This window comes from Micromonospora sp. Utrum1 (genome assembly GCF_057197805.1).
The window spans coordinates 5,904,141-5,918,204 of record NZ_CM170071.1; the positions used below are offsets into that span (position 1 = coordinate 5,904,141).

10 protein-coding genes are annotated in these 14,064 nt (G+C 76.0%); 5 read left to right on the top strand and 5 right to left on the bottom strand.

The features are described 5' to 3' along the window. Positions 1-35: 35 nt before the first annotated feature. Positions 36-1,082, top strand: coding sequence for a lipoyl synthase (gene lipA / locus AC0OLQ_RS27645; RefSeq protein WP_484528684.1), 1,047 nt, complete (start codon positions 36-38; stop codon positions 1,080-1,082). A 60-nt stretch (positions 1,083-1,142) separates the two neighbouring features. Then, positions 1,143-2,822 carry a DUF423 domain-containing protein gene (locus AC0OLQ_RS27650; RefSeq protein WP_484528685.1) on the top strand — a complete coding sequence of 560 codons (1,680 nt, stop codon included), beginning with the start codon at positions 1,143-1,145 and terminating at the stop codon, positions 2,820-2,822. A gap of 54 nt (positions 2,823-2,876) precedes the next feature. Here the strand turns inward: AC0OLQ_RS27650 and AC0OLQ_RS27655 are convergent, their stop codons facing one another. Further along, positions 2,877-5,837, bottom strand: coding sequence for a helix-turn-helix transcriptional regulator (locus AC0OLQ_RS27655; protein ID WP_484528686.1), 2,961 nt, complete (start codon positions 5,835-5,837; stop codon positions 2,877-2,879). Positions 5,838-6,052: 215 nt separating this feature from the next. Beyond that, on the bottom strand, positions 6,053-6,223 hold the full coding sequence (locus AC0OLQ_RS27660) for a hypothetical protein (RefSeq protein WP_357335669.1): 171 nt from the start codon (positions 6,221-6,223) through the stop codon (positions 6,053-6,055). 212 nt (positions 6,224-6,435) lie between these two features. On the opposite strand from AC0OLQ_RS27660, the gene AC0OLQ_RS27665 reads away from it, so the two are divergent. Continuing rightward, positions 6,436-7,125 carry a DUF4191 domain-containing protein gene (locus tag AC0OLQ_RS27665; protein ID WP_357335671.1) on the top strand — a complete coding sequence of 230 codons (690 nt, stop codon included), beginning with the start codon at positions 6,436-6,438 and terminating at the stop codon, positions 7,123-7,125. Between the two features lie 61 nt (positions 7,126-7,186). Here the strand turns inward: AC0OLQ_RS27665 and AC0OLQ_RS27670 are convergent, their stop codons facing one another. After that, on the bottom strand, positions 7,187-7,597 hold the full coding sequence (locus tag AC0OLQ_RS27670; RefSeq protein WP_484528687.1) for an RDD family protein: 411 nt from the start codon (positions 7,595-7,597) through the stop codon (positions 7,187-7,189). A 300-nt stretch (positions 7,598-7,897) separates the two neighbouring features. Between AC0OLQ_RS27670 and glnA the strand changes: the two genes are divergently transcribed. Then, a complete protein-coding gene (gene glnA, locus AC0OLQ_RS27675) occupies positions 7,898-9,322 on the top strand; it encodes a type I glutamate--ammonia ligase (protein ID WP_357335673.1) in 1,425 nt (474 codons plus the stop codon). Between the two features lie 85 nt (positions 9,323-9,407). Here the strand turns inward: glnA and mptB (AC0OLQ_RS27680) are convergent, their stop codons facing one another. Together mptB (AC0OLQ_RS27680) and mptB (AC0OLQ_RS27685) are read right to left on the bottom strand one after the other, a co-directional pair. Continuing rightward, positions 9,408-10,898 (bottom strand): polyprenol phosphomannose-dependent alpha 1,6 mannosyltransferase MptB, encoded by a 1,491-nt coding sequence (gene mptB, locus AC0OLQ_RS27680; RefSeq protein ID WP_484528688.1) that lies wholly within the window; start codon positions 10,896-10,898, stop codon positions 9,408-9,410. 12 nt (positions 10,899-10,910) lie between these two features. Further along, a complete protein-coding gene (gene mptB, locus AC0OLQ_RS27685) occupies positions 10,911-12,326 on the bottom strand; it encodes a polyprenol phosphomannose-dependent alpha 1,6 mannosyltransferase MptB (RefSeq protein ID WP_484528689.1) in 1,416 nt (471 codons plus the stop codon). 45 nt (positions 12,327-12,371) lie between these two features. Between mptB (AC0OLQ_RS27685) and AC0OLQ_RS27690 the strand changes: the two genes are divergently transcribed. Continuing rightward, the gene (locus AC0OLQ_RS27690; protein ID WP_484528690.1) at positions 12,372-14,048 is read left to right on the top strand and encodes a hypothetical protein; all 1,677 of its coding nucleotides are present in this window, start codon (positions 12,372-12,374) and stop codon (positions 14,046-14,048) included. Positions 14,049-14,064 lie beyond the last annotated feature (16 nt).

Genomic DNA, 14,064 nt, shown 5'->3' on the forward strand with positions numbered 1-14,064 from the left:
TCGCCGTTGGTGTCCGGTGTCACAACGATTGGGGCGTGACGGCCGTCGCCCGACGTTCATCGACGGCGGCCGACCGGCGTAGGCTCGGTTTTGTGACGATCGAGCACTCCGCGCCGAGGACCGAGCCGGCAGCGCGCACCGCGACGGTCGCCCCCGAGGGGCGGCGCATGCTGCGGATCGAGGCGCGCAACGCCGAGACGCCGATCGAGCGCAAGCCGCCGTGGATCAAGGTCAAGGCCAAGATGGGGCCGGAGTACACCCAGCTGCGCGGGCTCGTCTCGCGCGAGGGGCTGCACACCGTCTGCCAGGAGGCCGGCTGCCCCAACATCTACGAGTGCTGGGAGGACCGGGAGGCCACCTTCCTCATCGGTGGCGACCAGTGCACCCGGCGCTGCGACTTCTGCCAGATCGACACCGGCAAGCCCGCCGAGTTCGACGCCGACGAGCCCCGCCGGGTCGCCGAGTCCGTCGCCGCGATGGGCCTGCGCTACGCCACCATCACCGGCGTGGCCCGCGACGATCTGCCCGACGGCGGCGCCTGGCTCTACGCCGAGACGGTCCGGCAGATCCACGCCCTGCAGTCCGGCTGCGGCGTCGAGCTGCTGATCCCCGACTTCAACGCGGTGCCCGAGCAGCTCGCCGAGGTCTTCGGCGCCCGGCCCGAGGTGCTGGCGCACAACGTGGAGACCGTGCCGCGCATCTTCAAGCGGATCCGGCCGGCGTTCCGCTACGAGCGCTCCCTCGACGTGATCCGCCAGGCGCGCGCCGCCGGGCTGGTCACCAAGAGCAACCTGATCCTCGGCATGGGCGAGGAGCGGGCCGAGGTGTCCCAGGCGCTGCGCGACCTGCACGAGGCCGGCTGCGAGCTGATCACCATCACCCAGTACCTGCGCCCCTCCCCCCGGCACCACCCGGTAACCCGCTGGGTCAAGCCGGAGGAGTTCGTCGAGCTGCGCGAGGAGGCCGAGGAGATCGGCTTCGCCGGCGTGATGAGCGGCCCGCTGGTCCGCTCGTCGTACCGGGCCGGGCGGCTCTACCAGCAGGCGCTCGCCGCCCGCGACGAGGTCGTCGCCGCCGGCTGAGGCCGGCCGTCCACCGCGTCACCCACCGCCGGCCGCCCGCCGGATGCCATGATCCCAGGGATGACAGCCCGGGTACGCCAGGAGCCACGCGGGGCCACGCACCCGCGTACGCCCCGGCGTGCCCGGCTGCCGGCACTGCTCGCCCTGCTGGTCGGGCTGGCCGGGGTCGGCTACCGGCTGGCGCTGCTGCTCGCCGACGCGCCGCCCGCCAACAGCGACGAGGCGACCATGGGGCTGGCCGCCCTGCACATCGCCCGCGGGGAGGGCTTCCCGGTCTGGTTCTACGGGCAGGCGTACATGGGCACGCTGGAGGCGTATCTGGCCGCGCCCCTGGTCGCCCTGGCCGGGCCGTCGGTGCTCGCCCTGCGGCTGCCCACCCTGGCCCTGTACGCGCTCTTCCTCGCCCTCTCCTGGCGGCTCACCCGCCGGCTCGGCGGCGACGCCTGGTTCGCCCTGCTCGTGGTCGGCTTCCTCGCGCTCGGCTCGGACCGGGTGGTGAAGAACCAGCTCATCGCCGGGGGCGGCTACCCCGAACTGAACCCGGCCGGGGTGGGCCTCGCCCTGCTCACCGTGGGGCTGTGCGCCGGCACGGCGGGCGCGCGGTTGCCCCGCTGGGCGGGCTGGGGACTCGTCTCCGGGTTGCTGCTCTGGGTGGACCCGCTGGTGCTGCCGTACGTCCTCGGGACCGGCGCGGTCCTGCTGGCCCGGCGACGCCGGGAGCTGGCCGGGCGGGCCGGGCTGGTCGTGGCGGCCACGCTGCTGCTGGGCGCCGCGCCGATGCTGCTGGACAGCCTCCGGCACGGCCGGAACCCGCTAGCCGCGGTGCTGGCGGCCAGCGGCGGGGAGGCGGCGGCGAGCTGGGGCGAGCGGCTGCACGGCGGCCTGGTGCTCGGCCCGCCCCTGGCCATGGGCTTCTGCTCCCCCGGCCACTGCGCCTGGTGGCAACTCTGGTGGGCCCCGGTCTTCCTCCTCCTGCTCGCCCTCGCCGCCGCCACCGCCTGGCGCACCCTCCGCCACCCACTGTCGTCTGCGGATCTTGGACAGTTGTCGTTCGCTGTGAACGGCAACTGTCCAAGATCCGGCGACGATCCCGGCGGCGCGGAGCGACGGCGGGTGTCCGCATCGGTGCGGCTGGCGCTGCTGGCCGGGGCGGCGGTGGTGCTGGCGGCGTACACGGCGAGCAGCGCGGCGGGGCGGACCCCGATCGAGAGCGCGCGCTACCTGTCCTGCCTCGCCGTCGCCACACCCGCGCTGCTCTGGCCCCTCTGGGCCGCCGCCCGGCGGGCCGTCCTCGGAGGCGCCGCCCGCCGCGGCCGGTTGGCCGGGGTGGCGGCGGTCGCCGGGCTGGTGGGGATCCTCGGCACGGGGGCCGTCGCGACCGCCGGCGCGGTCGGCGCCGTGCCGGCCACCCACGCCGAGGCCGACCGGCACCGGGCGCTCGTCGACACGCTCGGCGCGCTGGGCGTGCGGCACGTGCGCGCCGGCTACTGGACCTGCAACCGGCTCGCGTTCGCCACCGGCGAGGACGTGCGCTGCGCGGTCGTCGACGACGACCTGCGCCCCGGGTTCGACCGGCTGCCGGCGTATCGGCGGGCGGTGGACGCGGACCCGGGCGCGGCCTGGGTGGCGCCGGCCGGGTCCCCGCTGGCCGCCCGCTTGGACGGGCGGCTCGAGCCCGGCCAGGGGGCGCTCGACCTGGTCACCGTCGCCGGCTGGCGGATCTACCTGCCCCGCCGCTGACCGCGGCCACACCGGCGTCGCCGTGAACAGAGCCGGACGGGCGAGCGACCCCGGCTATCTGCCCTGGCGCTGAGCGGGCGGTGTCGGGTCGAGCAGGCCGAGGCGGTGGGCCAGCGCGGCGGCCTCCACCCGGTTGGTCACGTCCAGCTTGGCGATGATCCGGGACACGTGCACGCTCGCCGTCTTCGGCGAGATGAAGAGCTGCTCGGCGATCCGGCTGTTGCTGTGCCCCTCGGCGACCAGCCGGAGCACCTCCTGCTCCCGGCTGGTGAGCAGGTCCGGGCCGGGCCGGGCGGTGCCGCGCAGCCCGACCCGGCGGGCCAGGGTGGCGGCCTGCTCGCCCAGCGGGGCGGCGCCGAGTCGGGTGGCGATGTCAGCGGCCTCGCGGACGGCGGCGGCGACCTCGTCCCGTGCGCCGGCCGCCGCGGCGGCCTCGGCCAGGGCGAGCAGCGCCCGACCCAGCGGGTACGGCTGCCCGACCGTCCGCCACCGCGCCACCGCCGCCCGCCAGGCGGGCAGCGCCTCACCCGACCGCTCGGCCGGAGCGAGGGGCACGCCAGCACCCCCACCGTCGGCGGCGGGGGCGACGCCGGTGAGGACCGCGGTGACCTGGGCGGCGTGTGCCTGTTCCGCCGGATAGCGGGCGGGCAGCGCGGCGGCCACGGCGGACGCCTCGGCGGCCAGCTCGGCGTCGCCGACCAGCGCGGCGGCGCGGGCCACCGCGCTGAGCACCGGCCAGGCCTCCCGGGGCAGGCCGACCAGGCGCTCGTCGGCGAGGGCGGCCCGGCTCGCCGCGAGCGCGGCCACCTTGTCGTCCGCCGCCAGGGCGGCCTCGATGGCCAGCTCGCGCAGCGGCAGCCGGTGGTTCGGCCAGAGGTAGGGCCGGGCCAGGAAGGCCAGCGCCCGGCCGACCAGCTCGTCGGCGGCGGGGTGCGCCCGGGCCAGCCGCAGCCCGGCCCGGAGCTGGAGCCAGTGCAGCCCGGAGACGCCCGGCGGGTCGATCCGGGCCGCCTCGGCGCAGGCCGCGTCGGCCTCGTCCCAGCGGCCCAGCGCGATCAGCGCCTCGGCCCGGTTCGACAGCAGGTACGCGCCCGTGGAGCGGCTGATCCCGACCCGGCGCGCCTCGCTCACCCCGGCCGCGGCGGCCTCCTCGGACTCGGCGTAGCGGCCCAGCTCGTAGAGCACGTCGGAGAGGTGCACCAGGGCACTGACCAGCGCCGGCGCGTTGTCGGTGGCCCGGGCCAGCGCCTCGGCCCGGCGCAGCTCGGCCAGCCCCAGGTCGGGCGCCTTGTCGGTGCGGCAGAGCAGGGCGATGCGGGTGGGCAGCAGCGCGGCGTCCTCGCCGGTCGCCTCGGCCGCGGCCATCGCCTCGGCGGCCACCGAGGCGGCCTGCTCGGGGTCGATCTTGACGAGGTGCGCCGCGATGTCGGCGAGCAGCCGCACCCGCTCGGGCGCGTCCGCCACCCCGCCGGCCAGCCGGTACGCCTCGCGTACCTCGGCGATGCCGTCGCTCTTGCCGAGCAGGGCGAGCAGCCGGCCACGCCAGTAGAGCAGGCGGCCGGCCCGCAGCGGCTCGGCGGCGGTGTCCACCTCAGCCAGCCCGGCCCGGGCCAGGGTGAGCGCGCGGCTGTAGTCGCCGGCCGTGGTGGCCGCGGCCAGGGTCTCCTCCAGCACCCGCAGGTGGTCCATGCCGAGCCGGTCGGCCGCGTCGGGCACCAGCTCCCACAGTTCGAGGACCCGTTCCAGCAGCCGGCTCTGCTCGGCGTACGCGTAACGGTCGGCGGCGGCGCAGGCGGCCACCCGGGCGGCGATCAGGGCGCGCGGGTGGTCGTGCGCCGCGTACCAGTGGTGGGCGATCTCGGCGGGGGCGCGACCGGCGGCCACCAGGTACGGCTGCGCCTCGATCGCGGCGGCGTACCGGGCGTGCAGCCGGGCGTGCTCGCCGGGGAGCAGGTCGTCGTGGACGGCCTCGCGGACCAGCGCGTGCCGGAACTCGTAGTCGCCGTCCGGGTCGGCCACCACGAGCTGGGCGGCCACGGCGGCGCGCAGCGCGTCCTCCAGCTCGGCCTCGGGTAGGCCGGCCACCTCGGCGAGGAGCTGGTGGGCGAAGCGGGTGCCGCCGGCGGCGGCGATCCGGAGCACCCGCTGGGCCGGCTCGGGCAGCCGATCCACCCGGGCCAGCAGCAGGTCGCGCAGCGTCTCCGGCAGCACGGCGCAGCCCACCGGGTCGCCGGCCGCGGCCAGCTCCTCGATGAAGAACGGGTTGCCCTGGGTGCGCCCGTGCACGTCGTCCACGGCGCGGGCGGCCGGCTCGACGCCGAGCAGGTCGGCCAGGATGGCGGCGGTGCCGTCGCGGTCCAGCCGGCCCAGCTCGACCCGGTCGACGCCCCGGGCCCGGTCCAGCTCGGCGAGGAAGGGGCGCAGCGGGTGGCCGCGGTGCAGCTCGTCGGTCCGGTAGGTGCAGACCAGCAGCAGGCGGGTGGCCCGGGCGGCCCGGACCAGGAAGCCGATCAGGTCGCGGGTGGACCGGTCGGCCCAGTGCAGGTCCTCGATCAGCAGGACCAGCGGCCGCTCCTCGGCGATCCGCCGGAACAGGTCGGCGACCAGGTCGAACAGGTAGCCGCGCGGGGTGTCGGAGACGGGCAGCCCGGTGGGCGCGGCGGCTCCGGCCGGCACCCGGGCCAGCTCGGGCAGCAGCCGGGCGAACTCCGCCTCGTAGCCGGCGAAGGCGGCCGGGCCGTCGTGGCGCAGCACGTCGCGCAGCGCGGCGGCGAACGGCGCGAAGGGCAGGCCGGCCTCGCCAAGTTCCAGGCACTGGCCGATCAGCAGCCGCGCACCGGTCGCGGTGGCGTGCGCGCCGAACTCCTCCAGCAGCCGCGTCTTGCCGACCCCGGCCTCGCCGCCCACCAGGACGGTGGCCGGGTCCCCCGCCCGGGCCTGGGCCAGCGCCTCGCGGAGTCCCACCAGCTCGCGCTGGCGGCCGACGAGGACGGTGCTGGCGGCGCGTGCGGTCACGCCGTCGAGCATGCCACGGCGTACGCCCGCACCGTCCCGGCCGACCGGCCGGTTCCCCGCCGATCCGGCCGCCCCCGTGACGGCCGGACCGGCGAGAACGGCGGGACCGGCGGCCGTGACCGCCGGGCCGGCGTCCGCGCTGCCCGCCCCGGACGGACCGGTCCGGTCCGGGGCGGGCGGCACGGCCCTCGGGTGCGCCGGCAGCGCCGGGGCGGTCACCGGCGGGCGTCGGAGACGCGGGCGGTGTGCTGCCGGCGGCCCAGCCAGCTCCGCGGGTGGCGGCGGGGCAGGGACCGGGCGAGCCGGTCGCGGGCCGCGTCGGCCTGAAGCTCGGAGGCGTGGCTGCGGTGGATGCTGAGGAGCAGGTCTGCGTCGTTGCCGAACATCTCGGTTCTCCCGTCGTGGGGTGTTTCGCTGTCGACACCGACTTTCCGCGCGAAGGTGCCCCCCGGGCATGGGTGCGCCGCCTGATCTTCGGCCGCTCCCCCTCCTTACCCGAGGGCCTCAGCGGCCCGACGGCGACGTAAGGTACTCAGCCCGGCGGCGGAGGGGCGGCCACGGATCAACGGGCCGCGCGGCGACCACTAGACTCTGCGGCATGGCAAAGCCCCAGGAGAAGGTCTCGTTCGGCCAGCGGCTGAAGCAGATCGGGATGGTGTTCCAGTTCACCGCCAAGCAGGACCGGTGGTTCGCGCCGCTGACCGCGGCGGCGGTGCTGATCCCGCTCGCGCTCACCGTGGTCGCGGTGCTCCTCTGGGGCTGGATCTGGCTGCCGATCGGCATCCTGCTCGCCCTGCTCGCCGTCCTGGTCGTGCTCAACCTGCGGTCCAACAAGGCGATGATGAACGCCGCCGAGGGGCAACCCGGCGCGGCGGCCCAGATCATGGAGAGCATGCGCGGCGACTGGCGGGTCACCCCGGCGGTCAGCTCCACCACCCAGATGGACATGGTGCACCTGGTGATCGGCCGGCCGGGCGTGATCCTGCTGGCCGAGGGCAACCCGCAGCGGGTACGCGGCCTGCTCGGCCAGGAGAAGCGCCGGCTGGCCAAGGTGATCGGCTCCGCCCCGCTGCACGACTACGTGATCGGTCAGGGCGAGGGTGAGCTGCCGATCCGCAAGCTGCGGGTGACGCTGATGCGGCTGCCCCGCAGCCTCGCCCCCAAGGACGTCAACGCCCTCGACAAGCGGCTCAAGGCGCTCACCGCCCGCCCGCAGATGCCCAAGGGCGCGATCCCGAAGAACATGCGGCCGCCGCGGGGCGCGTTCCGCCAGACCCGGGGTCGCTGACCCCCGTCGTACGCGAGAAGGAGCCGGACCCGCGCGGGGCCGGCTCCTTCGTCGTGGGGGGTCAGCGGCGGGCGGGGCGGGGGGCGTCGGCGACCACCGACCCGGTGAGCCGGTCGTGCAGGCCGCGCCGGTGCCCGTCCATGATCAGGGCGGGCACCACGAGGGCCAGCAGCAGGCCGCGCAGCAGCGCCCGGACCAGCCCGATCCGCCCGCCGTCGGCCCAGGACAGGCAGCGGATCCGGGTGACGTACATGCCGGGGGTCTGGGCGAAGAGTCCGAGGAAGAAGCCGTACTCCAGGATCAGCACCAGGACCGGGGCCCAGCCGTCGCGGACCGGGTCGGCGAAGATGTTGGCGATCAACAGGCAGAGCACCCAGTCGATGAGCAGGGCGCCGAAGCGACGGCCGAGGCTCGGGGGCGTGAAGGCCGGGTCCGCGGCGGGCGGCACCGGCACGGCGGCGGTATCGGTCACAGCGGTCAGGGTAGCCAGCGACCGATCCGGGGTCGGCAGCGCCGCGGCGGGCAGGGGTGCCGGTCACTGCCCCGGTACGCCGGTTGAGCGCCAGGCGGGGAACAGGACCAAAGCCATCAATCAGCGCCAGACCGGCGCAACGGGTATCGTCCCACTGGAGAGCCGGAGGCGGCTGAGCGGCCGGGATGACGCTCCGCGAGGGACGTAACACGGCGGAAACAGAGGAGACACGGCCGGGCAACCCCACGGCCATAGCGTCGCCAGGTAGCCAGCCCCGGAGTGGACCTGCCAGGAGGACGTGTGTTCGCCAATCCCGAGGAACTCCTGCGATACCTCAAGAACGAGGACGTGAAGTTCGTCGACGTACGTTTCTGTGACCTGCCCGGCGTGATGCAGCACTTCAACCTGCCGGTCGAGTCCTTCGACGACAGCGTCTTCACCGACGGCCTCGCGTTCGACGGTTCGTCGATCCGTGGCTTCCAGGCGATCCACGAGTCGGACATGCTCCTGCTCCCGGACGTCGCGACCGCCTTCATCGACCCGTTCCGCACGCAGAAGACCCTGGCGCTGAACTTCTTCATCCACGACCCGTTCACCCGCGAGGCCTACTCGCGTGACCCGCGGAACGTGGCGAAGAAGGCCGAGGCGTTCCTGGCCGCGAGCGGCATCGCCGACACCGCGTACTTCGGCGCCGAGGCGGAGTTCTACATCTTCGACTCGATCCGCCACGAGACCTCCGCCCACCAGTCGTACTACTACATCGACTCGATCGAGGGCGCCTGGAACTCCGGCCGTGAGGAGGAGGGCGGCAACCGCGGCTACAAGACCGCCTACAAGGGCGGCTACTTCCCGGTGCCGCCGGTGGACCACTACGCCGACCTGCGCGACAGCATGGTCCGCCGCCTGATCGACGCCGGCTTCACGGTCGAGCGCTCGCACCACGAGGTCGGCACCGCCGGGCAGTCGGAGATCAACTACAGGTTCTCCACCCTGCTGCAGTCCGCCGACCAGCTCCAGCTCTTCAAGTACCTGATCAAGAACGAGGCCTGGGCCGCCGGCAAGACCGCCACCTTCATGCCGAAGCCGCTCTTCGGCGACAACGGCTCCGGCATGCACACCCACCAGAGCCTCTGGCTGAACGGCGAGCCGCTGTTCTACGACGAGACCGGCTACGCCGGCCTCTCCGACACCGCCCGCTGGTACATCGGCGGCCTGCTGCACCACGCGCCGTCGCTGCTGGCCTTCACCAACCCGACGATCAACTCCTACCGCCGGCTGGTGCCGGGCTTCGAGGCGCCGGTCAACCTGGTCTACTCGCAGCGCAACCGCTCCGCCTGCACCCGCATCCCGGTCACCGGCAGCAACCCGAAGGCCAAGCGCGTCGAGTTCCGGGTGCCGGACCCGTCCAGCAACCCGTACCTGGCCTTCTCCGCCATGATGATGGCCGGCCTGGACGGCATCAAGAACAAGATCGAGCCGCCGGCGCCGATCGACAAGGACCTGTACGACCTGCCCCCGGAGGAGTGGGGCGACGTCAAGCAGGTCCCGGGCTCCCTGCCCGCCGTGCTCGACGCCCTCGAGGCCGACCACGACTACCTGCTCGACGGCGGCGTCTTCACGCCGGACCTGATCTCGACCTGGGTGTCGTGGAAGCGGGCCAACGAGGTCGACCCGGTGCGCCTGCGCCCGACCCCGCACGAGTTCGCCATGTACTTCGACTGCTGAGCGCCTCGGCGCGACACACTCCACAGCACCGGCCGGGCCGGCTCCGCGACAGCGGGGCCGGCCCGGCCGTTTCGCGCGTACGCCGTCAGCGGGCGCGGCGGGCCCGGATCGCGGCCACCCCGACCGCCACCACCAGCGCGGTCATCAGGATCGCCCCCGGCGCCTTGGTGAAGCGGGCCAGGTTGCTGCCGTCCGGCAGGGTGAGCACCGCGGCCACCGCGCAGGGCGCCACGAACCACACCGTCCGCGCCACCGCGACCGTCGCCACGGCGAGCAGGGCCAGCGGCCAGGTCGCGTACCAGGGGTAGAAGACCGGGGCGAGCAGCACGGTGGCGGCCAGCGCCAGGCCCGCCCCGGCCAGGGCCACCCGGGGCCCGGCGGCGGCCGGCCCGGTCGCGCGCTGCCGGACGTCGCCCAGCCGGCGCAGCGCCGCCCAGGCCCGCCACCAGAGCACCACCAGCAGCACCGCGAGCACGGCCAGCGCGACCGCCCGGACCACCGGCACGGCATCCGGCTCCCGGCCGGCCAGGGCGCCCGCGTAGTCGACCACCAGACCCACCGCGGTCGGCGGCGACGTCCACTGCTCCGAGTCGCCGCTGCGGGCCACGCCTCGCACCCAACCCAGGCCGAGCCCGGTGGCCAGGCTGGTGACCACCAGCGCGGCCAGCACTCCCCCGGCCAGCCAACCGCCGTCGCGCCGCAGCGCGCGCCAGGTGTGGCGGCCCGGCACCGCGACCAGGGCCGCGAACGGGAGCACCACCACGGCGACCGCCTTCACCGCCACCGCCAGCCCGAGCAGCACCCCGGCGAGCACCAGCGCCCGCGGCCGGCCGGGCCGGCGGACCAGCACCAGCAGGCCGGACAGCAGCAGCCCGAGGCCGACCGCGTCGTTGTGCGCGCCGGCCACCAGGTGCACCCCGACCAGCGGGCAGGCCAGCGCCAGCCAGGCCGCCCGCCGGGTCGGCACCCCGACGGCCCGGGCCAGCCCGGGCAGGCAGAGCGCCGCAAGCAGCACCCCGGCCACGGCCACCACCCGCAGCAGCGCGATCGCGCCGGCCAGGCCGCCGCCGAGCAGCACGGCCAGGCCGGCCAGCAGCACGAAGAACGGCCCGTACGGCGCCGGGGTGTCCCGCCAGATCGGCGGCACGCTCTCCGCCCACGGGCAGCCGGCCGCCACCACCCCGACCCGGTACGGATCGACCCCGTGCGCCCAGGACCAGCCCTGGCAGGCGTACGAGTAGACGTCCCGGCTGCCCAGCGGCGGCGCGGCCAGCAGCGGCAGCAGCCAGAGCCCGGCGGTCAGGTACGCCCACCGGCCCGACGGGGCGCCCCAGCGCAGCGACCACCAAGCCCCGACCAGCAGCACCGTGCCGACCAGCCAGCAGCCGAGCACCGCCGGCCCGTGCGGGGCCCGCCAGGCGTCGGCGAGGCTGGTCACGGCGGGGGTGTCGGGCAGCGCGCCACCGAGCCAGCCGGCGACGGTCAGCAGCACCGCGCCGGCGAGTCCGGCGTACCGGGCGAGCGCGGGGGCCACCGGGCGGACCGGTCCGTCGGGCACCGCGCCGGGCTCGCTCACCGGCACCTCTCCTCAGTCGGCTCCTCGCTCGGCGGGGACCGGCCGGCGGGCCGCCCGAGCCGAACGTACCAACCGGACCACCACCACGATCACCAACAGCGTCATGAGGGGCGCGCCCGGCATCTTGCTCCACCGGGGCAGGCCGGTGCCGTCGGCCAGGACCAGGAACGCCGACACCAGCGCCACCAGCGCGAACCACCCGGTCCGGCGGGCGGTGGCGGCGAGCACGGTGAGGGGCCACATCCAGTACCAGGGGTGGAACAGCGGCGAGAGCGCGACCGTCGCGGTCAGCGCCAGGCCGGCGTGCCAGAAGGGCTCCCCGCGGCGCAGCGCCCGGAACCAGAGCCAGACCAGCAGCGCCACCAGCACCACCACGGCGATCCCCCGGGTGACCGGCAGCGCGTCGACGTGCGCCCCGAAGATCGCCGCGACGTACCCGGCGGTCTGCCCGACCGCGGTGGGCGGTGAGGTCCAGGCCACGACCAGTCCGCCCTGTTCGAGGCCGCTGATGAAGCCGAAGTTGAGGCCCGCGGCGAAGGTCACGGCGACCACGGTGGCCACCGCCGCGCCGACCACCCACGCGCCGTCGCGGACCAGCGACCGGATCCGGTACGGCCCGACGATCGCGGCCAGCGCGGCGAACGGCACCACGACCAGCGCGGTGACCTTGACGGCGGCGGCCAGGCCGAGCAGCAGCCCACCGGCGAGCAGCGGCAGCGGCCGGCCCGGCCGGGCCGCCACCACGGCCAGCCCGGCGACGAGCAGGCCCACCATGAGCGCGTCGTTGTGCGCCCCGGAGACCAGGTGCACGGGCACCAGCGGGCAGGCCAGCGCCAGCCAGAGCGCCCGCTGCGGCGGCACCCCGCAGCGGCGGGCCAGCACCGGCAGGGCCCAGGCGGTCAGCGCCAGACCGGCCACCGCGAGCAGCCGGAACAGCGCCACGCTGCCGGCCAGCGACCCGGCGACCGAGACGATCGCCCCGGAGAGCACCACGAAGAGCGGCCCGTACGGGGCCGGGGTGTCCCGCCAGATGTAGGAGATGGTGTCCAGCCAGGGGCAGGGCAGCGCGGACACGCCCTGCTCGTAGGGGTTGATCCCGGCCGACCAGCTGGCACCCTGGCAGGCGTAGGCGTAGGCGTCCCGGCTGCCCAGCGGCGGGGTGAACAGCATCGGAAGCAGCCAGAGCGCGACCGTGACGAGCACCCAGCGGGTCGACGGCGCCCGGTCGCGCAGCGACCACCAGGCCCCGGCCAGCAGGGCGGTGCCGACCAGCCAGAGACCGATGGTCAGGGGCCCGTTCGGGCCCTGCCAGATGCTGACCGGGGTGGGGCGCAGGTCTGCGTGCGGCAGCGCGCCGCCGATATAGGCGGCCACGGCGAGCAGCACCGAGCCCGCCAGGCCGATCCAGCGCGAGAGGTGGTGAGGCACGCCGGACATGCTGCCAGTACGGTGGGTCGCGATCAGGAGGTGGGCATGCGGGGCGGTCGGGTGGTGGCGGTGTCCGCCGCGTCCGCGCTGGTCCTCGCCGTGCTGTATCTCACCCTGCCGGCCACCGGCTCGGACCTGTCCGCCCAGGTGGCCCGGGCCGGCTTCTTCGCCGAACACGGGCCCGCCCTGGTCGACCTGCGCTGGTACGGCGGGGTCCACCCGTGGGGCTACAGCCTGGTGTCGCCGCCGCTGATGGCGCTGCTCGGGGTCCGTCCCACCGGCGCGCTCACGCTGCTCGCCTCGGCCACCGCGTTCGCCGCCCTGCTGGTCCGGACCCGGGTGCCCCGGCCCCTGCTGGGCAGCCTGGTCGGGGTGCTGACGATCGCCGGCAACCTGGTCTCCGGCCGGGTGACGTACGCCCTCGGGGTCGCCTTCGGCCTGGCCGCGCTGCTCGCCCTGACCTGGCCGGGGGCGGCCGGCCGCGCCCGGTGGTCGCGCGCCGTGCTCGCCGGCCTGGCGGCCCTGCTCGCCTCGGCGGCCAGCCCGGTGGCCGGGCTCTTCGTCGGCCTGGCCGGCGTCGCCCTGCTGCTCACCCGCCGGTACGCCGACGGCCTGCTGCTCGCCGTGCCCGCCGCCGCGCCCCTCGCGGTGACCGGGCTGCTCTTCGGCGAGGGCGGCTGGATGAACATCAGCCACGCCGACGCCCTGCACGCGGTGGTGACCAGCCTGCTGGTGGCCGCGCTGGTGGCCTACCGGCCGGTGCGGGCCGGGGCGCTGCTGTCGGCGGCCGGGGTCCTCGCCGCGGCGCTGCTGCACACCCCGGTCGGCCTGAACGCCACCCGACTGGTGGTGATGTTCGCGCTGCCCGTGCTGGCCGCCGCCGCGACGCTCCCCCGCCGGCTGACCGACCGCCTGCCGAACCGCACGCCCGCCCGACCCCCCGCGGGCGAGCCCGCTCCGCCGTCCCTGATCGGCCCGGAGCCGCCGTCGGCGGAGAAGCCGGCTCGGCCGAGGGCGGTGCGGCGGCGGGTGGCCGGGGCGGTGGCCCTGGCGGCCGTGCTGGCGGCGGTCTGCTGGTGGCAGCCGCCGGTGGTCGTCGCCGACCTGGCCAGCGCGGACGATCCGACGGCCGAGGCGGCGTACTTCGCGCCGCTGCGCGCCGAACTGGACCGGCGCGGGCTCACCGGACGGGTGGAGGTGCCGCCGACCCGCAACTACTGGGAGGCCGCCCACCTCGGCGAGGTGCCGCTGGCCCGGGGCTGGCTGCGCCAGGCCGACATCGCCCGCAACCCGCTCTTCTTCGCCACCGTCCCGGGCGCGTCCGGCACCCGCGTCCCACTGACCGCGGACAGCTACCGCACCTGGCTGACCGAGAACGCGGTGCAGTACGTCGCCGTGCCCGACGTCGAGCTGTCCTGGGTGGGACGGCCGGAGGGCGACCTGGTCCGGGCCGGCCTGCCGTACCTCACCGAGGTCTGGTCGGACCGGCACTGGCGGCTCTACGCGGTCGCCGACCCGACCCCGCTGGTCGGCTCCCCCGGGGAGCTGGTCCGCCAGGACGCCGCCACGGTGACCTTCCGGGCCCCCGGCCCCGGCCCGGTGCCGCTGCGGGTCCGCCACGACCGCTGGCTGACCGTCACCGGCGGCGCCACCCTCGCCCCGGCCGGCGACTGGACGACGGTGACCGTCCCGCGCGCCGGCACCTACACCCTCGGCGGCTGACCCGGGCTGCCCCCCG